Source organism: Amycolatopsis halotolerans (assembly GCF_042647905.1).
Lineage (GTDB): Bacteria > Actinomycetota > Actinomycetes > Mycobacteriales > Pseudonocardiaceae > Amycolatopsis > Amycolatopsis halotolerans.
The window spans coordinates 275,487-296,642 of sequence record NZ_JBHRWI010000027.1; the positions used below are offsets into that span (position 1 = coordinate 275,487).

At 70.0% G+C, this 21,156-nt stretch carries 20 protein-coding genes; 10 read left to right on the forward strand and 10 right to left on the reverse strand.

Annotation, left to right across the window (positions count from 1 at the left end; genetic code table 11):
- The first annotated feature begins 54 nt into the window (after positions 1 to 54).
- Entirely contained in the window at positions 55 to 1,275 is a 1,221-nt protein-coding gene (locus ACFORO_RS23490) for an MFS transporter (protein WP_377868746.1), read from the forward strand.
- On the opposite strand, the gene ACFORO_RS23495 is transcribed toward ACFORO_RS23490, so the two are convergent.
- Positions 1,198 to 2,115 carry an MFS transporter gene (locus ACFORO_RS23495; protein ID WP_377868747.1) on the reverse strand — a complete coding sequence of 306 codons (918 nt, stop codon included), beginning with the start codon at positions 2,113 to 2,115 and terminating at the stop codon, positions 1,198 to 1,200. The two genes, ACFORO_RS23490 and ACFORO_RS23495, sit on opposite strands and share 78 nt — an antisense overlap.
- 344 nt (positions 2,116 to 2,459) lie before the next feature.
- Here ACFORO_RS23495 and ACFORO_RS23500 point away from each other — a divergent pair, with 344 nt between their 5' ends.
- Positions 2,460 to 2,801, forward strand: coding sequence for a hypothetical protein (locus ACFORO_RS23500; protein ID WP_354738957.1), 342 nt, complete (start codon positions 2,460 to 2,462; stop codon positions 2,799 to 2,801).
- Positions 2,802 to 2,803: 2 nt separating this feature from the next.
- Here the strand turns inward: ACFORO_RS23500 and ACFORO_RS23505 are convergent, their stop codons facing one another.
- Positions 2,804 to 4,399 carry an ABC transporter permease gene (locus ACFORO_RS23505; RefSeq protein ID WP_377868748.1) on the reverse strand — a complete coding sequence of 532 codons (1,596 nt, stop codon included), beginning with the start codon at positions 4,397 to 4,399 and terminating at the stop codon, positions 2,804 to 2,806.
- A complete protein-coding gene (locus ACFORO_RS23510; RefSeq protein WP_377868749.1) occupies positions 4,396 to 5,295 on the reverse strand; it encodes an ABC transporter ATP-binding protein in 900 nt (299 codons plus the stop codon). Before ACFORO_RS23510 ends, ACFORO_RS23505 begins: the two co-directional genes overlap by 4 nt.
- A gap of 94 nt (positions 5,296 to 5,389) precedes the next feature.
- On the opposite strand from ACFORO_RS23510, the gene ACFORO_RS23515 reads away from it, so the two are divergent.
- Positions 5,390 to 5,875: a GbsR/MarR family transcriptional regulator gene (locus ACFORO_RS23515; RefSeq protein WP_354738951.1), complete on the forward strand. Its 486-nt coding sequence runs from the start codon at positions 5,390 to 5,392 to the stop codon at positions 5,873 to 5,875.
- Here the strand turns inward: ACFORO_RS23515 and ACFORO_RS23520 are convergent.
- Positions 5,872 to 6,435, reverse strand: a complete 564-nt coding sequence (locus ACFORO_RS23520) for a TetR/AcrR family transcriptional regulator (protein WP_377868750.1) — start codon at positions 6,433 to 6,435, stop codon at positions 5,872 to 5,874. The two genes, ACFORO_RS23515 and ACFORO_RS23520, sit on opposite strands and share 4 nt — an antisense overlap.
- Positions 6,436 to 6,523: 88 nt before the next feature.
- Between ACFORO_RS23520 and ACFORO_RS23525 the strand changes: the two genes are divergently transcribed.
- From ACFORO_RS23525 to ACFORO_RS23550, 6 genes are all read left to right on the forward strand, one after another.
- Complete coding sequence (locus ACFORO_RS23525) at positions 6,524 to 7,153, forward strand: NAD(P)-dependent oxidoreductase (protein WP_377868751.1); 630 nt, start codon at positions 6,524 to 6,526, stop codon at positions 7,151 to 7,153.
- A 208-nt stretch (positions 7,154 to 7,361) separates the two neighbouring features.
- Positions 7,362 to 8,111, forward strand: coding sequence for an SGNH/GDSL hydrolase family protein (locus tag ACFORO_RS23530; protein WP_377868752.1), 750 nt, complete (start codon positions 7,362 to 7,364; stop codon positions 8,109 to 8,111).
- A gap of 100 nt (positions 8,112 to 8,211) precedes the next feature.
- The gene (locus ACFORO_RS23535; protein ID WP_354738943.1) at positions 8,212 to 8,352 is read left to right on the forward strand and encodes a hypothetical protein; all 141 of its coding nucleotides are present in this window, start codon (positions 8,212 to 8,214) and stop codon (positions 8,350 to 8,352) included.
- Positions 8,353 to 9,668: 1,316 nt separating this feature from the next.
- Positions 9,669 to 10,274 carry an RNA polymerase sigma factor gene (locus ACFORO_RS23540; protein ID WP_354738941.1) on the forward strand — a complete coding sequence of 202 codons (606 nt, stop codon included), beginning with the start codon at positions 9,669 to 9,671 and terminating at the stop codon, positions 10,272 to 10,274.
- Positions 10,271 to 10,756, forward strand: a complete 486-nt coding sequence (locus ACFORO_RS23545) for a carboxypeptidase regulatory-like domain-containing protein (protein ID WP_377868753.1) — start codon at positions 10,271 to 10,273, stop codon at positions 10,754 to 10,756. Before ACFORO_RS23540 ends, ACFORO_RS23545 begins: the two co-directional genes overlap by 4 nt.
- A 53-nt stretch (positions 10,757 to 10,809) precedes the next feature.
- On the forward strand, positions 10,810 to 13,398 hold the full coding sequence (locus ACFORO_RS23550) for a CHAT domain-containing protein (protein ID WP_377868754.1): 2,589 nt from the start codon (positions 10,810 to 10,812) through the stop codon (positions 13,396 to 13,398).
- Between the two features lie 286 nt (positions 13,399 to 13,684).
- Here ACFORO_RS23550 and ACFORO_RS23555 read toward each other — a convergent pair whose 3' ends face one another.
- Both ACFORO_RS23555 and ACFORO_RS23560 read right to left on the reverse strand, forming a co-directional pair.
- On the reverse strand, positions 13,685 to 14,443 hold the full coding sequence (locus tag ACFORO_RS23555) for a polysaccharide deacetylase family protein (protein ID WP_354738935.1): 759 nt from the start codon (positions 14,441 to 14,443) through the stop codon (positions 13,685 to 13,687).
- An 85-nt stretch (positions 14,444 to 14,528) separates the two neighbouring features.
- Positions 14,529 to 14,975: an SRPBCC family protein gene (locus ACFORO_RS23560; RefSeq protein ID WP_354738933.1), complete on the reverse strand. Its 447-nt coding sequence runs from the start codon at positions 14,973 to 14,975 to the stop codon at positions 14,529 to 14,531.
- 74 nt (positions 14,976 to 15,049) lie between these two features.
- Between ACFORO_RS23560 and ACFORO_RS23565 the strand changes: the two genes are divergently transcribed.
- Positions 15,050 to 17,008, forward strand: a complete 1,959-nt coding sequence (locus ACFORO_RS23565; RefSeq protein ID WP_377868755.1) for an FUSC family protein — start codon at positions 15,050 to 15,052, stop codon at positions 17,006 to 17,008.
- Between the two features lie 183 nt (positions 17,009 to 17,191).
- On the opposite strand, the gene ACFORO_RS23570 is transcribed toward ACFORO_RS23565, so the two are convergent.
- The 4 genes from ACFORO_RS23570 to ACFORO_RS23585 form a co-directional block, all read right to left on the reverse strand.
- Positions 17,192 to 17,464, reverse strand: coding sequence for an antitoxin (locus ACFORO_RS23570; RefSeq protein WP_377868756.1), 273 nt, complete (start codon positions 17,462 to 17,464; stop codon positions 17,192 to 17,194).
- 65 nt (positions 17,465 to 17,529) lie between these two features.
- The gene (locus ACFORO_RS23575; RefSeq protein ID WP_354738927.1) at positions 17,530 to 18,498 is read right to left on the reverse strand and encodes a prephenate dehydrogenase; all 969 of its coding nucleotides are present in this window, start codon (positions 18,496 to 18,498) and stop codon (positions 17,530 to 17,532) included.
- A gap of 29 nt (positions 18,499 to 18,527) precedes the next feature.
- Positions 18,528 to 20,534: an oxidoreductase gene (locus tag ACFORO_RS23580; RefSeq protein WP_377868757.1), complete on the reverse strand. Its 2,007-nt coding sequence runs from the start codon at positions 20,532 to 20,534 to the stop codon at positions 18,528 to 18,530.
- Positions 20,534 to 21,082, reverse strand: coding sequence for a PadR family transcriptional regulator (locus ACFORO_RS23585; RefSeq protein ID WP_377868758.1), 549 nt, complete (start codon positions 21,080 to 21,082; stop codon positions 20,534 to 20,536). The genes ACFORO_RS23580 and ACFORO_RS23585 overlap by 1 nt, the downstream gene beginning before the upstream one ends.
- Positions 21,083 to 21,156: the final 74 nt, after the last annotated feature.

Sequence of the window (21,156 nt, forward strand, 5' to 3'; positions counted from 1 at the left end):
TTTCTTGCCGCTTCCGGTCGAGCCTTCCGATGCTGGTCGTGGAGGTGGCTTTTAATGACCAACAAGACTGTCGAAACACCCCGGCGCTCCGCACGGCTGCCCGTCGGCGTGTACCTGCTCGCCTTCAGCCTGTTCGCGATGGGCAGTGCCGAGTTCCTTCTTGCGGGCGTGCTCCCCGCAGTGGCCGACGATCTCCAGGTTTCGCTGTCCTCCGCCGGATTTCTCATCACCGCGTTCGCGCTCGGTGTCGTCCTCGGCGGGCCGCCGTTCGCCGCGCTCAGCTTGCGCTGGCCCCGGCGCACCGCGCTGCTGGCCACGCAAGGAGTGTTCGCGGTCAGCGTCGCCGCCGGGCTGCTGGGCGACTACCAGGTCCTGCTGGTGAGCCGGGCGGTTTCGGGCGTTGCCTACGCCGGTTTCTTCGCCGTCGCTTCCGTGACCGCGATCAGCCTGGTCACCCCGGACCGCAACGCCCGCGCCTCGGGGGTCGTGGTCAGCGGCCTGAGCGTGGCCATGGTCGCCGGCGGACCGGCGGGCACCTTGCTCAGCCACTTCACCCAGTGGCGCGGCGGATTCTGGGCCGTGGTCGCACTGACGCTCGCCGGAATCGTCGCCTGCTCGCTCGGCATCCCCGCGGCGAACCGATCGGCGGCGCGACCAAGCGTGGCGCGAGAGCTGGCTACGATTCGGGAACCGCGGCTCTGGGGCATTTTCGGGATCACGATCCTGACCACGGCGGCGTACATGATCACGTTCAACTACCTCTCGGCCATGCTCGCCGAGATCACCGGCGTCCCCACGGTGTGGATCCCGGCGATCCTCGCGCTCTTCGGAATCGGCGCCTTCGCAGGTCTGTCCATCGGCGGCCGCGTCTCCGACCAGCGACCGCACGCCGCGCTCCTCGCCGGAGCTGTCGCGATCGTGGCGCTTTCGGTCGGCATGGTCTTCGCGATCGACCGCGCGTGGGCGGTGATTCCCACGGTGTTCCTTCTCGGGATCGCGGCTTTCGTGGTGAATCCCGCGATCTACGGCCGCGTCTTCGCCATCGCGGCCGACGCTCCCACGCTCGCCGGGGCGACCACGGTGTCGGCTTTTCAGCTGGGAATCAGTGCCACTCCCGTCCTGGCAGCGGCCGCGCTCACCCAATCCCTCACCTGGGTCAGCCTCATCGGAGCCGTCCTCGCCGCGCTTGCGGTTCCCCTAATCGTTCTTGACCGTGCCCTCAGCGAGCGGCAGGTCGCGCATCTTGCGAAGCGGCGAAGCGATCAGAATCGCTGACGCCGCAAGGATTCCGATGCCGGACACGTACAGCGTGACCCGGGTTGTGGTGAGTTCGGCGATGAAGCCGCCGAGGAGGCTGCCGAGCGGGGCGATGCCGAAGATGACCGTCTGCGACACCGACGAGACCCGGCCGAGCAGTTCGTGCGGGGTGATCGCCTGCCGGAAACTCGTCTCGAAAACACCGAGCACGATGATCCCGAAACTCGACGCGATCCCACCGGCGATGTACCACGCGACACCCCATCCTGGCGTCGCGAAAGCGTTGGGCAGGAACGAAACGCTGTACACGGCACCGCCGATGTACAGCGCCCGCGCCGCGCCGAAGCGGGCACCGAGCCGTTGGGCGACCAGGCTGGCCAGCAATGCTCCGGTCAGCGAGACCGTGCTGACCAATCCGATCATGAACGGTTCGAGGTGCAGGTCGCGGACCGAGAACACCACCGAGACCGCCATGAACATCGACTGGAACAGGCTCGAAACGGCGCTGTGGACGGTGATCGCCCGCAGGATCGGATGGCGCAGCACCGTCCGCAGCCCCTCGCCAATCTCGCGGCGGAGGTTCCGTTCAGCAGGCTCCGGCCGCACATCCGGCGTGCGGATGCGGCGCAGCCACGCGGCGGACCACAGGTAGGTCAACGCGTCGAGCGCCATCGCGCCCGCGCCCCCGACGAACTGCACGATCATCCCGCCGAGGCCAGGACCAGCGATCGCGGCGACGGACAGGTTCGTCTGCAGCCGGGCGTTCGCGTCGGGCAGTTCGCCGCGTTCGACGAGGTTCGGCAGGTAGGTCTGGTGCGCGACGTTGAAGAAGACGGTGAACACGCCGGCCAGCAGCACGACGACGTACAGATGGCCCAGTGTCAGCGATCCCAGATCGCGCGGCGTCAGCTCACCTCTGACCTAACCCAAACGCGGGATCGCGCCGGTGTCTGGACGGATCGGTGTGATCGGCCCCCGGCCGGGCACGCCGATCCGTCCAGACACCGGCTTGAAGGCGATCCCGCCCGCGACGGCGGAGCCGACGCCAAAAACACAGTCCGGCGAGCGAAGAATCCCCCTCATAAGGTTAGTGTTATATAAGTTGAGTCGGTATATATCAAGTTGCACACTGCGTAACGGCGCCTATGATCAACGCGACGAAACCCTCGTAGCCGAGTGACCGTGCGGCGAGGAGGTGCCGGATGTCGGACACCGCTCCCACCTGGGGTTATGTCGTCGTGACCGGTCTCGCCGGGCTCGCTGGCGGCCTGCTCGTCGCCGCGCTGCTGGTCGCCGGTCGCACTCCGCGTCCGGCCGGAGAGTCGTCGCCGCCCACCCCGCCGCCCGTGCAGCAGGTGACGGTCACGGTGACCGGCCTCCCGCTGCCGCCGGTCACCGTGACCCATCGCCCGCCCGCGCCCCCGGCCCCGCCGCCGCGAACCACCACGGCCACGGTGTCGGTCACCCCGACGGCCACCAGCCCGTCGGCACCCCCGCCGACCACGCTGGCCCCGACCACCGGGTTCTTCCGCGACGAACGCTGAGGTCAGCCGACGTCGCGCCGCCGCCAGCCGGCCAGGCCCGCCGCGAGCACGACCGCCGAGACCGCCAGCAGCAGCACGAGCGGCAGCGCGGTGAACACCTCGCCGGGCACCTTCGGCGGATGCTGGAACGGCGAGACGTCCAGCAGCACCTGCGGCGCGTTGACGACCGGCCCGAACATGCTGATCAGCAACGCCAGCGCCGCCACGCCCCAGGCGGCGGTCGCGAGCTTCGGCAGCAGCCCGAAGATCAGCGCGGCCACCGCGACGATCACCCACGCCGCGGGCACCTGCACCGCGACGGCCGCGACCATGTGCCCGACCGAGCCCCCGACGTCACCGCTGCGCAGCCCGTTCGACAGCCCGAGCAGCACGCCCCCGACGAGCACGAGCAACGCGCTGCCGAGGAACGCGAACACGAGGTGGCTCGCGGCCCAGCGCAGCCGTCCGACCCGGGTGGCCAGCAGCGGTTCGAGCCGGATCGCCGTTTCCTCGGTGCGCATCCGCAGCGTCGCCTGCACGCCGTAGAGCGAGGCGAGCATCGCGAACAGGCTCACCATCGTCGCGAGGAAAGCGTCGACGAGCCCGTGCGATCCGCCGAGCCGTTCGAAGATCTGCCTGCTCTGCTCGGTGCCGCCGACCAGGCCGGAAATGCCCTGCGCGATCGTCCCGAACAGCGCGCCGCCGACCGCGAGCCCGACCAGCCAGCCGAGCAACGGCCCCCGCTGCAGCCGCCAGGCCAGCGAGAACGGCGATCGCAGCGACGGCGCGGCTTCGCTGGGGCCGAGCCGCGGCGGAAGCAGGCCGACGCCGACGTCCCGGCGCGGCAGCAGCACGTAGGCCACGACGAACAGTACGAGCGTGGTCGCGACGGGCAAAATCAGTACCCACCAACGTTCTTCGGCGAACGGCCGGATCTGCTGCGCCCAGCCGAGCGGCGAAATCCACGACAGCCAGTGCGCGTCGGTGGTCGAATCTCCCGCGCCACGCAACAGAAACGCGACGCCGAGCACCGCCGTGCCGATGCCGTTCGCGGTGCGCGAGTATTCGCCGAGCTGCACGGCCACCGCGGCGACGCCGGTGAAGACCAGACCAGCGAGCGCAGTGCTCGCGCCGAGCGCGACGGAACCCGCTGCTGGAACCTTCGACGCCAGCGTGATCGCCTGCAGCACACCGATCAGCACGCTCGCCCCGCCGGTCACCGCGAGCGCGGCGGTGAGCGGCGCGTAGCGGCCGACCACAGTGGACGCCAGCAGTTCGGCGCGGCCGGTGTCCTCCTCCGCGCGGGTGTGCCGGGTAAGCGTGAAGATCGCCATCAGACCGGTCAGCAGAGCCAGGAATCCGCCCATCCGCCAGGCGATGAACCCGCCCGCCGTGCCGAGGTTGAACGCCGGGCCGTAAAGCAGCGCGAACGACGGGTTCGCGGCGGCCGACGCGACGAGCCCGGCCCGGCTCGCGGCGGTCGGGTAGAACTGGTCGTAGCTGCTGATCGTGGCCACCGGGATGAGGCTGAGCAGGACGATCCAGATCGGCAGGATGATCCGGTCGCGGCGAAGGGCCAGCCGGATCAGCGGTCCGGTGCCGTTGAGCGCGCCGGTCATTTCCCTGCCTCGAGTTCGTCCGCGTAGTGGCGCAGGAAGAGTTCCTCGAGCGTCGGCGGCCTGCTTTCCAGGCTGCGCACGCCGATCTGGGTCAGCTGGCGCAGCGCGTCCTCGATCGAGCGGGTCTCCACGTCGAAGCGGACGCGGTTGCCGTCGACCTTGAGGTCGTGCACGTCGGAGAGCTTGGCGAGGCCATTCGGCGGTCCGCACAGTTCCGCGGAGATCGAGGTACGGGTGAGGTGGCGCAGTTCGGCGAGCGTTCCGGTCTCGACCGTGCGGCCGTTCCGGATGATGCTTACCTTGTCGCACAAGGCTTCCACCTCGGCGAGGATGTGGCTGGACAGCAGCACGGTGCGGCCCTGCGCGCGTTCCTCCTGGATGACTTCCTGGAAGGTGGCCTCCATCAACGGGTCGAGGCCCGAGGTCGGCTCGTCGAGCAGCAGAAGGTCCACAGTGGACGCGAGTGCGGCGACGATGGCGACTTTCTGCCGGTTGCCCTTCGAGTACGTGCGGCCCTTCTTGCGCGGGTCGAGGTCGAAGCGCTCGACGAGTTCCTCGCGGCGCTTCTGGTCGAGCCCGCCGCGCAGCCTGCCGAGCAGGTCGATGACCTCGCCGCCGGACAGGTTGGGCCAGAGGTTGACGTCGCCGGGCACGTAGGCGAGCCGGTGGTGCAGGCTCGCGGCGTCGCGCCACGGGTCGCCGCCGAGCAGCCGGACCTCGCCGGCGTCGGCGCGCAGCAATCCGAGCAGCACCCGGATCGTGGTGGACTTCCCGGCGCCGTTCGGACCGAGGAATCCGTGGACTTCCCCCGCGGGAACCTGAAGATCAAGGCCGTCGAGGGCCTTCACCCGGCCGAATGCTTTGTGCAAGCCGGAGATCGCAATGGCGTTTCCCATGGTCCGGAAGCTACACTCTTTTCACGAAGTTGTGAAGTTAAGAAAACGTCTGGACCGAGTGATCTTCTGGACGTCGCTGGGAGAGGATGGACGGATGACGACGCCTGAGACGAAGAGAGACGAGGACGCCGTCCGCCGATACGTCGAAAGCCTGGGCCTGGTGATGTCCCAGATCGGCATGCAGCGCATGTCGGCGCGGGTTTTCGCGGCGCTGATGACGACCGACTCGGGGCAGCTGACGGCCGCCGAGCTCGCGGAGCAGCTGTCGGTGAGCCCGGCCGCGATCTCCGGCGCGGTGCGGTACCTGGACCAGATCGGTCTCGTGACGAAAGTCCGCGAACCCGGCGAGCGCCGCGACCACTACCGGCTCTACGACGACCTCTGGTACGCGACCTTCCTCAAGCGCGACCGTTTCCTGATCATGTGGCGCGACGCGGCCACCGAAGGCATCGACGCGCTCGGCGAGGACACTCCCGCCGGGAAGCGGCTGGCCGAGATGCGGGACTTCCTGGCGTTCATGCTGGTCGAGGTCAACAACCTGTACGACCGCTGGCACGAGCTGCGGAAAAACCGCGACTAGCCGAGTTTCTCGAGGGTCGCGGCGAGCCGGTGCGCGAGGTCCGGGCGTGGCTCTCGTTCCTCGAAGGACGCCAGGAACGCTTCCTGGAAACACCCGCCGAGCAGCAGCCGGGCTGCCGCTTCGGTGTCGAGATCGCTGCGCAGCCTGCCCAGCTTGACCTCGGCGTCGAGGTAATCGGCGACGTGCTGGATCGGCAGGTCGGGGCCGTTTTCGAGGGTGTCCCGGTGGGTGCGGAGCAGATCGCGCGAGGAGAAGATCGAGATGGAGATCGGGAAGCTCGCGCAGTAGAAGGCCAGCGCCGTGGTGGTCAGCTCGGCGAGATTGTCGCCGAGCGCTGCCTTCCCGGGGTTTTCGGTGAGCCTCGCCGCGGTGGCGACGAGATCGGGCAGCTCCTCTCTCAGCACTGCCAGGAAGAGTGCGGTCTTGTCGCGGAAATGCTTGTACAGCAAGGCTTCCGAGTAGCCCGCGGCCTGCGCGATCGCCTTGGTCGTGGCATGTGCGTACCCGCGCTCCCGCATGACCGTCGCTGCTGCGGCGACGAGGTCTTCGCGGCTTCCCATGTGTGCTCCCTGAGGGTCTTCTCAGTGTGGTGAGTGTTCACTCACCCTAGTCGGTAAGTGTTTGCTCACCCCTCTTTGGAGGCCTCTCATGAAGATCACCGTCCTCGGCGCGAGCGGCCGGATCGGCGGCCTGGCGGTGCGGGAAGCACTGGCGCGCGGATGGCACGTGACCGCCGTGGTCCGCGACCCTGCGCGATTGACCGCCCCCGCTCATCCCCGATTGGACGTCGCGGTTCACACACTGACTGATCCTCGCCTGGCCGATGCGGTGACCGGTCGTGACGCTGTTGTCCTGGCCCTTGGCCCCACGGATCTCAAGCCGACGACGGTCAACTCCGACGGCACTCGCTCCGTGGTGTCCGCGCTGCGTGGTTCCCAGACGCGGTTTGTGGTGGTGAGCGCGTCCGGTCTGCCAGCTGAGGGGGACGCCCTGTTCTCGCGGCTGCTGCTGAAGCCGTTGCTGGGTGCGGTGCTGCGCAACGGGTATGCCGATCTGCGGCGGATGGAGGCGACCCTGCACGAGGCTCCGGAGGTGCGGTGGACGATCGTGCGCCCGACGAGACTGACCGACAAGCCCGCCCGGGCTCGGGTGCGCAGCCAGGTGGGGCGGGATGTGCGGAGGAGGTTCCAGATCCCGCGGGCGAACGTGGCGCGGTTCTTGCTGGACGCGGTCGAGGACAATTCTCTGACGGGGAAGACGGTGTCGATCGCTCAGTGAAGAGGCTGTCCGCGATTGCCGACACCTGCGACTGGAGTGTCCGAGGCCCCTGCCGCTCGTGGCTGATGGTTCTGTCTGCAGTTGCAGACACGCTGCTCCCGGCGGCTTTCCCCAAACTATCCCCAGGGTTGTCCACAACTCACATCCCCTGTGGACAACTCCCTCCGCGGGCCCGGATCTGTCGTAGGTCCTCGTTACTGTCGGAGGCATGGCAGTTCTACGGCTGTTCCTCCTCTTCCTGATGGCACCCGTGCTGGTCGCGCAAGCGGTCCGGGTGCGTCGGGCGACTCCGAGGCTCCCCGGTGCCGACGGGCCGATCGAGGGCGCTCTCGGTTCCGGGCGACCGCTGCGGCTCACCGTCATCGGCGAATCGACGGTGGACGGCGTCGGCGCGCTCACCCACGCCGACGCGCTCACCGGGCAGCTCGCGGTGGGGCTGGCCCGCGCGTACCCAGACCGGGAGGTGCGGTGGCACGCGCTGGGCATCACCGGTGCTTCGGCGCGGGTGGTTCTCGACGAGCTGGTTCCGCGCGTCCGGGTGGCCGACGTGGTGGTGGTCGTCCTCGGTGTGAACGACACCCTGGAACTGCACTCGGCCGCCCGGTACCGCCGGGACCTGCTGGCGATCGTCGTCGAGGTGCGGCGGAGGGTCGGCGATGTCCCGGTCGTCCTCGCGGGCGTGCCGCCGCTCGCGAGTTTCCCGTCCTTGCCCCGGCCGCTGCGGGACGTGCTCGGCGCGCGGTCCGTCGCGCTCGACCGGGCGGCGCGCGAGCTCACCCGGCTTCCCAGGGTCACGCACATCCCATTGGCGCCCGGATTGCTCCGTCCGGGAATGTTCGCCGCTGACCGTTTCCATCCCGGCCCGGACGGTTACCGCGCTTGGGCCGCCGCGCTCTCGGAGGGATTACCGATCGTCACTGACGGTTGGCATCCGGGGGAGGTAACGCGGCCGTCCTGACCGGCAGGTTCACAAAAATCCCAAAAACTTTGGCGCTCCGTGTATCTAGGCGCACCCTGGATGCGTCCTATAGGGCGAACCAAGGAAAAGGGAGGGCCACATGCCTGCGGATCAGAAGGACGAGCGGCAGCCGGGAACCACCATTCCGCCCGTCAAGACGAGCCCCGCGCCTGGGGCGAACCGGGGAGTGCAGCCGGACGGCAACCACGAGCCGCTCGACGACACCGGTACTGCCAAATAGCGAGACGGGCGGCGCCCGGGAGCCGAGGGGGCTGCCGGACGTCGTCGGCCGGAGGGAGTTCGGGGAGGAATTCCCTTCCGGCGGGGCCCGACAGGGGAGCGGGCCCTCATGGGGGCGGGGAGTACCGGTCGGCGCGCGCGAGCAGCCCGCGCTGGCCGGTGCGCACCCGCACGACCGCACGCTCCGCGTGCACGAGCGCTGAACCGGCGACCTGATCGGCACAAGGGGGCGATCAGGCCGACGGCCGGTGCGCAGTGAGAGATGGACGTGACAAGGACTGGCCACCGCGCCGGTCCGGTCTCCGCTCGGCCCGGGTCTGGGGGACCCGGCCCGGCCGCGGACGGGTTTCGGAGGGGACCCGCCCGGCCGCTGAGCAGACCGGAGCGGCGGAAGAGGCCAGACCTCAGCGGACCGGCCCGCGAGCTGGCGCGGCTGGACAGGTCCGGGGAGGGGTCTGTTCGGTTGGCGGGTTTCGCGGGCTGGTTCAGGCGGACTGGCTCGCGGGCTGGCGCGGCTTGGCGGATCTCGGGGAGGGATCCGCCGGCCGGCGGGCTCGCGGGCTGGTCCGGCGGTTGGCTTGCGGCCTGGTCTGGCCGGGCGGGTTCGGGGAGGAATCCGCCTGGCCAGCCAGGCCTGCGAGCTGACCTGACTGGCTCGGCCGGGTGGATCCGGGGGAGGGATCGATCCGGCTGACGAGCTGGGACGGCGGGACTGGTGAATCGGCTGGCAGCTTCCGGGCCGGTGCGGACGGGCGGATCCAGGGGAGGGATCCACCCGGCCGAGCCGGGTCGGCGGGGCCGCGATGGGTCGTTGGGGGACTCATCGGGTCCGACGGAGCTGTCGGGACGCGGCCGTGCTGGAGGGGGAGCCCGGCCGGTCGTGTCCCGGCACCCCGCCGGTCCGACGGAAGCAGCCGGACTGCCAGGCCCGAGAGAACCCGCCGGGCCTGCGCGCACACCGCCGGGCGAACGGCACGAAAACCGCGGCAAGACCCGCACGACCACCGCACCACAGCAGCACCGAAACCGCACCAAAGCCGCCCCAAACCGGCTCCAAGAAAAACTCACCCGAAAAAAAGTCAGAGATTGATGTATCCCAGAGCCAGTTGTTCGCTCCTCAACCAAGAGCCCACCCACGGGGCACACACCGTGCCCCTGTACACCATCCGCATCACCGAACCCACCGAAAGAGCGCGCACAATTCACGATCGATCCGGCACGCGACCGGAGAGGCGACCCGCGACGGGCCCGGCCGTGCCGACACGACCGGTGGCTAGCTCGCCTGGGTCGGCCCACCTCCGGAGTGAGGCAGCTACGGTGACCGACGTGCACACCACCGAGGTAGACCCGCCCTGGGAAGGCCTGACCGGCGCAGACCTGCACGCCGCTTGCATGAAAGCGGCGCAGGGCGGCGATCGGCGCGCCATGGCGAAACTTGTCGACGAGCTGACGCCGCTCGTGTGGCACGTCGCGCGCGCCAACGGGCTCGACCGGCAGTTGGCCGAGGACGTGGTCCAGACCGTGTGGCTCGCTCTGTTCAGCCAGCTCGCGAAGCTGCGCGACCCCCGCGCGCTCGCCGCCTGGCTGATCACCACGACTCGCCGCGAGGCGACCCGTCCCTACGGCAGGCGCGCCCAGCCCGTGCCGCTGTCCGACGAGGTCGCCGCGACGCTGGAAAGCGATCATCCCGCGCCTGAGGAGGAAGCCGTCCGCGCCGACCGGGACCGCCGGGTCTGGCGCGCCTTCCTCCGCCTGCCCGCACGCTGCCAGGAGCTGCTGCGGCTGACCGTCCTCGCCGGCCGCGCCGAATACCGCGCGGTCGCCGAGGCTATGCAGATGCCGCGCGGCAGCGTGGGGCCCACCAGGGGCCGCTGCCTCGACTCGATGCGCGATCTGCTCGCAGGAGAAGGGGGTGCCCGGTGAGCGACAACATCGGCAGGCCGGGACACGGCCAAGCGATTCCGGACGACGAGGCCATTCTGACTGATATCGGCCGGTTTCTCGACGAAATAGACCCGCCGCCGGACGACCTGGTGCAGCGGGTCCAGTTCGCGCTCGAGCTCGAGAACCTCGACGTCGAGGTCGCGCGCTGGGAGCGGCTCGACGAACTGGCGGGCGTGCGCAGCACGGCGACCGGCACGATCACCTTCACCGTCAGCGACCTGACGGTGATGATCAACCTGACCAAAATCGGGAAGACGCACCGGATCGACGGCTGGCTCGCGCCCGCGGGCGAGTACGACGTGGAGGTACGGGTCGCCGATCACGGCACGTTCGCGACGGCCACCGACGAGGGCGGACGGTTCGTGCTCGAACGCGTCCCCTGCGGAACCACGCAGATCCTCGTGCACCTCGGCGCCGGCGCGCACCGCCGCACCGTCGTCACGCCGACCGTCGTTCTCTGAGAAACCCGGACGGGCGTTATGGAGAGTGGCGGAGGTGTGCTCCCATAGAGTCCGTGTCCGCGCCCGTCCATGATCGAACGATCGCGGCGGCGTCCGATCTGTACGCGCGCGGCCGGGCCGCCGCGTCCGACCAGCGGCCCGGCATCGCGGTGCGGTTGTTCCGCAGCGCGCTCACGCGGCTGGCGCGCGTCGCCGAACCGCTGCCTGAGCACCGGGAACTGCAGGTGCGGGTGCTGGTGAGCCTCGGTGCGGCCGAGGCCGAGGTCGCCTCCACCGACGCCGGTCTCGCGCACCTGGAGACCGCGCGGCATCTTCGCGACCAGCTTCCGGAAAACAAGGCCGTCCGCGAACTGGGGTTGCTGGTCACCGGCCAACGCGCGGTGGTGCTGATGCGCGGCGGCCGGTTCAGCGAATCGCTTTCGGTGTACGACGCCGTCATGCCCGGGATCGAGGCGGAGTTCGACGACTCCCGCCGGACGCTGGTGATCATGCTCCTGAACCGGGCCCTCGTGCACATGGCGCTGAATCAGCCGAACGCCGCGCAAGCCGACCTCGAGCGCGCGCTCGGCTTCGCGCGCGAAAATGGGCACACCCGGCTCGAAGGCAAGATCCGGCAGAACCTCGGCGACCACGCGCAGCTCATCGGCGACGTCCCGCAGGCGCTGTCCAGCTACGAACAAGCCGCGCGGATCCTCGTCACCGAATCGCCCGGTTCGATCCCGTTGATCCGGCTCGACCAGGCCCGCGCGCTGCTCACCGCGGGCCTCGCCGACGAGGCGGGCAAGCACCTCGACGAAGCGCTGCCGGAGTTGCGCGCCAACGGATCCGGTCAGCACATCGCGGAAGCCGAGGTCGCCCGGGCCGCGGCCGCGTTGCTGGAGGGCGATTTCGCGTTGGCGCGAAAGTCCGCGTCAGACGCGCGCCGCCGATTTCTCCGTCGCGGCAATCGGACGTGGGCCGAGATCGCCGGTCTCGCACGGTTTCGCGCGGAAGCACAGCAGGTGCTGTCGGACCGCCATGGCCGGTCCACCTCGCGGTTGCCCGCCGAACTCGTCTCCATCGCCGAACGGCTGGCCGCGCTCGGGCTGCGTGACGAAGCGGCGGTCGCGCGGCTCTTCGCGGTGCGATTGCTGATCCGCCGCAAGGAAATCGCCGAAGCCTCGCTCGTTCTCACGCACGTTCCCGCCCCGCGCGCGACGTCGCCGGTCGACCACCGGATGCTGTTCCGGTTGTGCCGGGCGGAATTGGCCGTCGCCGAGGATCGGCCGCGCGCCGCGCTCGCGCAGGCCCGCGCCGGACTGCGCGAACTCGGCACGATCCGCGACCGGATGGGCGGGCTCGACCTGTTGTGCGGCACGGCCGTGCACGGCGAGGAATTGGGCAGGCTGGCGATGCGGCTCGTGCTGCGGCGCGCGCGGCGGAACGCGGCGGGCGCGCGGCGGATGTTCGCGTGGCTGGAACGCACCCGGGCGCAGGTTTACCGGTACGAACCGCTGCCGGTGATCGAGGATCCGGTGCTGGCCAAGCACATCAACGAGATGCGGCACGTCCAGCGCACCATTCAGCGCGCCCGGCTGGAGGGCGAGCCGGTGAAGGCGCTGGAGCAGCGGTACACGCAGCTGCAGCGCGAGGCGAGCAGGCTCGGCTGGTACACGAGCCAGTGGGGCCGCCCGCGTCCGGTCGCGACGCCGGACGAGGTCGTCGCCGCGCTCGGCGACCGCGTGCTGGTGAGTTTGGTGCCGTACAACAATCAGCTGTACTCGCTGGTCGTCGACCGCGGGACGTTCCGGCTGCTCAAACTGGGGCCGCTGGACGACATCGTGGAGACCGCGACCCAGTTGCACGCCGACCTCGACGCGCTCGCGCCGGACCATCTGTCGCCGATCATGGCGGAGACGGTGTCCGCGTCCGCGCGCCGGCGGGCGGAGAAGCTCGACGCGCTGATTTCCGCGTCGCTGGTCAAGACTCTCGACGATCGCGAGCTGGTGATCGTCCCGATCGGGCAGCTGTACGCGATGCCGTGGGGCGCGTTGCCGTCGCTGCGCGGGCATCCGGTCTCGATCGCTCCGTCGGCGACCGCGTGGATCACCGCGAAACGTCCCGCCGAGGACGGTCCGGTGCTGCTCGCGGGCGGTCCCGGGGTGCCGGGCGCGGTCGGCGAGGTGAGTAAGCTGCGCTCGGTGTACCCGGACGCGCAGCTGGTCGAGGGCGACGACGCGACGAGTGCCACGGTCCTGACCGCGCTGGACGGCACCCGCTTGGCCCACCTGGTCGCGCACGGCGCGCACGAGCCGGCGAACGCGCTGTTCTCCCGGGTGGAGCTGGTCGACGGCCCGCTGTTCGCGCACGAGACGACCCGGCTCGCGAACCCGCCGGAGCGGGTGGTGCTGGCCGCGTGCGAGCTGGCGATGAGCCACATCCGGCCGGGCGAGGAAGCGCTGGGCTTCGCCGGGACGCTGCTGGCGAGCGGTTCGCGGACGGTCATCGGCGCGGTGGCCCGAGTCGGCGACCGGGCGGCGGCGGACACGATGGCGGACCTGCACCGGCGGCTGGCGGAGGGGACTTCCCCCGCGCTGGCTCTGGCCGAGGCGGTGGCGGTGGACCCGATGCGGCGGCCGTTCGTGTGCCTCGGGGCTGGCTGAGCGCTCGCCCGAAGACGGCGTGCTGCGCGGCGCGAGGATAACCGCGCGGCTGACGGGCGAGGAGCGCCTTCGCGAAGGCTGACCGCCACGGTGAGGCGAGAGGAAGCGGCGCGGTGGCGAGTTCGTGGTGGGGGCTCGTGAGTGGCTGTCACGGTGAGAACCGTGATTGCCGAGCATGAGGGTCGGCGAAGGAAGCGGCACGGCGCGTGGCGGGCTTCGTGAGTGGCGATGGCAGTGGGAACCGCCGCGTAGGAGGGTTGCCACGCACGAGACCCGCGGTCGGTGCTCAGCCCAGGAAGTCGGCCAGCGGGACCGGCGTCAGGCCGTCCTTCTTGGCCTGGGCGATGAACGCTTCGTAGTCTTCCTTGAACGTCTTGCGGAAGTGCATCAGGACGATGTCGCCCGGGCGGAGTTTGTCGCCGGACTGGAACTGGACGACGCCGTCGTTGACCGAGGCGGTCCACAGCACCGACGCGCGCATCCCGCACTCCGCGGCGGCCTTCAGCGTGTTCTGGTCGTAGTTGCCGAACGGCGGGCGGAACAGGCTCGGGCGCACGCCGAGGGACTTCTGGAAGTCGTCGGCGTCGTCGCAGATTTCCTTTTTCTGGAAGTCCAGCGGTTTGCCCTTGAGGTTCGGGTGGTTGACCGTGTGGTCGCCGAGCACCGCGCCGGTCGAGTCCAGGATGGCCTTGAAGTACGCCTCGTGGCCCTTCACGTACCGATTGTTGAGGAACAGCACCGGATGCCCGCCGGACTGCTGGATCAGGCCCTGCGCGGACGGGTCCTTCACCGCGCCGTCGTCCATGGTGATGAAGACGTACGGCTTGTCAGTCTGGATGCGGCGGACCACGCCGACCTTGCCGTCCTGGATCGCCGGGGCCTTCTGCTGCACGGTGCCGAACGGGTACGGCCCGGGCGGCGGACCCGGCTTCGCGGCCCCCGGAGCGGGGTTCGCCTGTTCCGGCGATTGACTCGAATCAGGGCTGGAGCACGCCGACAATGCGAGCAAACCGGCCAATGCCGCCGCCAGCCACCGCTTCGCCATGCTGCTTCCTTTCCCTCGGGGTCACCCGAGGGGATGACGTCTGTACTCCAGTCTGAGTTGATCGTTGTGGTGCAACGCACCCCCGTCAGGCAGCACGATTGCCCGCTTTGGCCAACTGCGTGGCCAAAAATCCGATCACGCTGCGCAACGTTGCGAGGGCGACGGGCCCCGTTCCGGGGATGCGTTCGGCGAACGACCCCGACCACCTGAGGTCCGTGCCGCCGTCGGCGTTCGGCGTGAACGCCACCTCCGCACGATAGTCGTGGACCGGGCTGAAACCGTCGAATGTGTAGACGTGGCGTCGATCCGGTACGTATTCGAGAGTCCGTTCGCGGACCTGAACCGGCCACAACCCGACTTCCCGGACAGCGCCGACGCGGCCGTCGTCGCCGAGCGCCGACCACCGGGACTGCCACACGAGCGGACGCGCCCACGTCGACCACAGCGTCCCGTCGCTTTCCAGCCGGAACAGCACCGGCGGCGGCGCGCTGCTCACCTTGTTCACCTCGAACGAGTACCTGCGACCCGGCATGAAAGCTCCTCGAACACGTTGTTGGCAGAGCGACAAATCAATCCCGGACGGCCCCGGTAGGTCAAGATGGTGCGGTGAGCCGCTCCGACTTCGCCGCGCCGCACTGGCTGACGCAGCTTCTGCGTTCCAAACCTGTTCCCATTCCGTGGAACATGGTCGCTCGCGCGGTGGTCGCGTTGGCTACTCCGCTGGCGGTCGCGTACGCGGCGGGCGACATCGCGGTGGGCGCGCTGATCTCCACCGGAGCGCTGCCGACCGTGCTGTCCGAGGCGTCCGGGGCCTATCGCTACCGTGCGCGCCGGCTGGGCGGGGCGACGTTCGCGGCCGGGGCCGGGTACCTCATCGGGCTGCTCACCGGCGGCATGCCCGCCTGGTCGATCCCGGCGGTCGTGGTGGTGGCGGCGGTTTCCGCGCTCATCAGCGCGGCGGGCAGCAACGCTTCGGTGGCCGGGCTGCAGATGTTCGTCTTCTGCGTGCTCGGCACCGCGCAGCACGCGACCGGCGTACGCACCGAAGCGCTCTTCGGCTTCTTCTGCGCGGGCGCTGGCTGGGGGCTGTTGGTCGCGCTCGGCACCTGGACGCTCCGCGCGACGAGCCCGGAACGCACAGCCGTCGCGCAGGTCTACATCGAACTCGCGGCGATGCTGTCGGCGGAGGACGAACCGACTTCGCGGGTCGCGCGCCACCAGTTGACCACCGCGATGAGCACGGCATACGACCGATTGCTGGTCGCGCGTTCCTGGCTGTCCGGCCGAGACGCGGCGTATCGGCGGTTGCTGAACCGGCTGTCCGCGACGACACCCGCGGTCGAGGCGTCGGTCGCGATGGTCAACGCCGGACAGCGCGCGCCGGACGAGGTGATCGACTACCTGACGCGCGTGGCCGCCTCGGTGCTGGCGAGCCAGCCGCTTCCGCCCGCGCCCGAGCTGGCGGACGAGAACGCCGACGCGGTGGTCAGTGCGCTCTACGCCGGGCTGGCGCGGATCGGGAAGCTCGACGACCGCAAGCGCCGCAAGAAGGTCTCGCTGCTGCGCCGGGTGCGCGAGTGGGCGAGCGGGCTTTCCGGACCGCTGACCTGGCTGGCGACGCTGCGGCTCACGGTGTGCGTCGCGGTGGCCGAAGTGGTGGCGCTGATGGTGCCGTTCGAGCGGTCGTACTGGATCACGCTCACCGTCGGCGTGGTGCTGAAACCGGACTTCGGCTCGGTGTTCGGCCGCGCGGTGCTGCGCGGGATGGGCACGGTCGCGGGCGTCGGGATCGGCGCGGTGGTGCTCGCCTTCGGCGCGCGCGGCTGGGTGCTGGTGGCGCTGATCGCGGTGTTCGCCGGCGGGGCCGCGGTCGGGAAGGTGCGCAATTACGGGATGCTCGGCACGTTCGTGACGCCGCTGATCATCCTGCAGATGGACCTCGCCAACACCGGCAGCTGGACGGTCGTGCTGGCGCGGCTGGTCGACACCGTGATCGGCTGTGTGATCGTGCTCGTCGTCGGCTATCTGCTGTGGCCGGGTTCGCGGCGGCCGACCGTCGGCGGGCGGCTGGCGGACAGTTTCGACACGGTCGCCAAGTACGTCCGCACCGCGATGGTGCTGAACTCGACCGGCGAATCGCGGCTCGCCCGGTCGCGGGCCCGGCGCGCGGCGTACCGGGCGCTCGCGGACCTGCGGACGGCGTTTCAGCAGGTGATCGTGGAGCCGTCGCCGGCGGGACGGCAGGCGGTGGCGTGGTGGCCGGTGATCGCTGGCCTGGAGCGCGTGACCGACGCGGTGACCGAGGTCGGCGTGACGATCGGGGAGGGCGCGCCCGCTCCGTCGCCCGCGGACATCGAGCTGCTCACGGATGCGTTGGCGGAGCTGGCTTCCGCGGTCCGCGAGCAGCGGGACCCGGACTCGATGCCGATGCCGGACAACCCGCGGCTCGCCGGAGTGGTGGACCAGCTCGGCTCGACCTTCGACGCGGTGCGCGGGCCGGACCTGGTGGAACGGTCGCCGCTGCGGCTGGTGCGCCGGTTCCTGCCGTATCACCGGCGCACCTGAGCCTGGCCGAAGCGCCCCAATGTGGCATTGGGTGCGTGGGATGCACCGAACGCCGCATTGGGTGCGTGGGATGCACCGAACGCCGCATTGGGTGCGTGGGATGCACCGAACGCCGCGTTGGGTGCGTGGGATGCACCCAATGCCACATTGGGGTGCGAACGGGCCCAACCTGGAGGCGAAGGGTTACTGCTGTCCGCCGGCCTGGCCGCCCTCGGCCTGGCCGCCCTCGGGCTTCGGGCCGTCTTCCGGCTTCTCGCCGCCTTCTTCGTTCTTGCCGGTGACCTTGCCGAGCAGGTCCTTCGCCTTGTCCACGCCGCCGTCGATCTGCGAGTCGTGGCCGCTGACCTTGGACTTCGCGAATTCAGCCGCCTTCTCGAGACCCTGCTCGAGCTTGCCGCTGTTCTCGCGCAGCGCCTCGGTCGCCTTGTTCTTGAGCTCGTCGAAGTTGATGCCCATCGAATGCCTCCCCGGGGTTGGGATTGAGAGGATTCAATCGTCACACACCAGGCGTTCCAGGCAAGTCAAGACACTTCGCCGAGTGCGACCGCTCCGTCCAGCCCGGTGATCCGGCCGCCGCGTTCGCCGAGTGCCACGAGTCCTTCGCGGGCGTCGGCGGCGGTGAGGTCGATGCGGACGCCGGACAGCGCCGCGTCGCGCGCCGCTTCCAACGCCAAAGCGCCTTCGTGACCTGCGTTGATAGTCGCGGCGAGGCCGCCGGTGGACGCGAGCGAACCGCGGGCGGCGCCGAGGCGGCCGAGTGCGTCGTCGACGATCGGGAGCAGGGCGTCGCGGTTGCCTTCGGTCATGGCGCGCACCAGGTCCGGCGATGATCCGGCGACGCGGGTGCCGTCGCGGAACGAGCCGGCGGCCAGCGTCATCGCGAGCGGGCCGCCTTGCGCGCCGACCGAGGCGAGGATCGCGGCGAACAGGTGCGGCAGGTGCGAGATCCGGGCGACTGTCTCGTCGTGCGAATCGGCGGGCAGCGGGATGGCGTGCGCACCGACGTCCAGCACGAGCCGGGTGACCTCGGCCCACGCAGTGAGGTCGGTTTCCTCTTCGACGCCGACGACCCAGGCCGCGTCTCGGAAGAGCATGGTGTCGCCCGCGAGCCAGCCGGAGCGCGACGTGCCCGCCATCGGGTGTCCGCCGACGTAGCGCGTGTACGGCGCGCGGCGGCGGACTGCGTCGAGCATCGGGCCCTTCACGCTGACCACGTCGGTGAGGATGCAGTGCGACGCGTGTTGCGCGACCTGCCGCAGCAGGTTCTCCACAGCGGGCAGCGGCACCGCGATGACCACGATCGCGTCCGCTGCCGCGGCTCGCTGCAGGGCGGCTTCGGCGTCGGTGGTGACGTCGTAGCCGCCGCGGCTCGCCGCGTCAGCGTCCACTTCGGACACTGTGGTTCCCCATACGGTCCTGCCGCTCGCCGCGGCGGCTCGCAGCAGGGAACCGCCGATGAGCCCGAGCCCGATTACGCATACGTCTCGCACGGGGCCATCCTGCCAGTGCGCGCAAGCGGCTACAGGACGGCGGCCAGCCGGGTGCCCTGGTCGATGGCCCGTTTGGCGTCGAGTTCGCGTGCCTCGTCGGCCCCGCCGACGAGATGCACCGGCACGTCGCCGAGCGCGCCGGCGAGCTCCCGCACGGATTCCTGGCCTGCGCAGACCACCACGGTGTCGACTTCCAGCAGCCGCGGTTTCCCGTCGACCGTGAGGTGCAGACCGGCGTCGTCGATCCGGTCGTAGGAAACGCCGCTGATCTTTTCAACGCCCTTGGCGCGCAAGGCCGCGCGGTGCACCCAGCCGGACGTCTTGCCGAGGCCCGCTCCGATCGGCGACTTCTTGCGCTGCAGCAGGTAGACCTGCCGCGGCGACGGTTCCGGCTTCGGCTTCGCGAGTCCGCCGGGCGCGAGCGCGGGGTCGGTGACGCCCCATTCGGCCATCCAGGCGTCGCGATCCAACGCGGGCGACGAGCTGTGCGTGAGGAATTCGCTGACGTCCACGCCGATGCCGCCCGCGCCGATCACCGCGACCCGTTCGCCGACCGGTTTGCCGTGCCGCACGACGTCCACGTACGACAGCACCTTCGGATGGTCGATCCCGGGCAGCGAAGGGACCCGCGGCGTGACGCCGGTAGCCAGCACGATCTCGTCGAAGCCGGTCAGGTCCGCGGCGGTCACCCGGGTGCCGAGGTGCACCTTCACCCCGGTGACCTCCAGTCGGCGCGTGTAGTACCGGATGGTCTCGGCGAACTCCTCCTTGCCCGGAATCCGCCGCGCGATCCCGAACTGGCCGCCGATTTCGTCGTCGGCCTCGAACAGCTCGACGTCGTGGCCGCGTTCGCCGAGCGCGGTCGCGGTGGCGAGCCCGGCGGGTCCGGCTCCGACGACCGCGACCCGTTTGACCCGTCGGGTCGGCAGCAGGTTCAGGGTCGTTTCGTGCCCGGCCCGGGGATTCACCATGCAGGACACCGGTTTCCGGCTGAACGCGTGGTCGAGGCAGGCCTGATTGCAGGCGATGCAGGTGTTGATCTCGTCCGCGCGGCCGGTCTCGGCCTTGCGGATCCAGTCCGGGTCGGCGAGCAGCGGGCGGGCCATCGAGACCAGGTCCGCGTCGCCGTCGGCGAGCGCCTGTTCCGCGACGTGCGGCAGGTTGATCCGGTTGGAGGTCACCACCGGCACCGAAACGTGCGGCTTCAGCTTGCCGGTGACCCAGGTGAACGCGCCGCGCGGCACTGACGTGACGATCGTCGGCACGCGGGCCTCGTGCCAGCCGATGCCGGTGTTGATGATCGTGGCCCCGGCGGCCTCGACGTCGCGGGCCAGCGCGACGACGTCGTCCCAGCTCTGTCCGCCTTCGACGAGGTCGAGCATGGACAGCCGGTAGATGATGATGAAGTCCGACCCGACTTTTTCCCTGGTACGGCGGACGATCTCGACCGCGAACCGACGGCGCTTCTCCGCGGTGCCGCCCCAGGCGTCGGTGCGCCGGTTGGTGCGTTCGGCGAGGAACTGGTTGATCAGGTAGCCCTCGGAACCCATGATCTCGACGCCGTCGTACCCGGCGTCGCGGGCCAGCGCGGCGCAATCGGCGAACGCGCGGATCGTGCGGTGCACGCCGTACGCCGTGAGCGCGCGCGGGCGGAACGGGTTGATCGGCGCTTTGCGGCTCGACGCGGAAACGCTCAGCGGGTGGTAGGCGTAGCGGCCGGCGTGCAAGATCTGCAGCGCGATCTTGCCGCCCTCGGCATGCACCGCGCCGGTGAGCAGCTGGTGATTCTTCGCCTCGCCGGGCGTCGACAGCTTCGAGGCCAACGGCAACAGCCAGCCGGTGCGGTTCGGCGCGAACCCGCCGGTGACGATCAGGCCGACGCCGCCGCGCGCGCGTTCGGCGTAGTACTCGGCCAGCTGCGGGAAGCGGGACGCGCGGTCCTCCAGACCGGTGTGCATCGAGCCCATCAGGACGCGGTTGCGCAGCGTCGTGAAGCCGAGATCGAGCGGGGACAGCAGGTTCGGGTACTCGGTCATCAGTGAGATTCCTTTTCGTCGGCCTGCAACGCGGTCAGGATTTCTTCCAGCCACTCGACCTGGCCTTCTTCGACGCGGATTCCGCCGCGCAGCACGAGGTATTGGTGCAGCGGACGGCCGCGGAGCCGGTCGGGGGCGGGAAAGTCGCGCTTCTCGATCTGCCGGTACAGCTCGAGCCACTCGGCGTGCGCGTCGCGGTGCCGGGTGATCTCGGCGGCGACCGCTTCGGCGTCGCCGAACGACGCCCCGCGCAGCTTCACCGCCAGCTCCTGGGGCCCGGCTGACGGCGACGGTTCGGCGAGCCAGCGGCGCAGTTCGACGCGGCCCGGCTCGCTGACGGTGTAGACCTTCTTGTCCGGCCGGCCGTCTTGTGCCACCACGTTGACCGCGACCTGGCCGGCTTCCTCCATCCGCTTCAGCACGCGGTAAATCTGCTGGTGGGAGGCGCTCCAGAACAGCCCGATGGACTTCTCGAACCGGCGCGCCAGCTCGTAGCCCGAGCCGGAGCGCTCCGACAACGAGACGAGGATCGCGTGCTCCAGTGCCATGTCGGACAGTGTCATATGCAACTAGGTGCAGTGCAACTGAGTGCAAGCCAGGTCACCCGGAGAGGGGGCAAAAC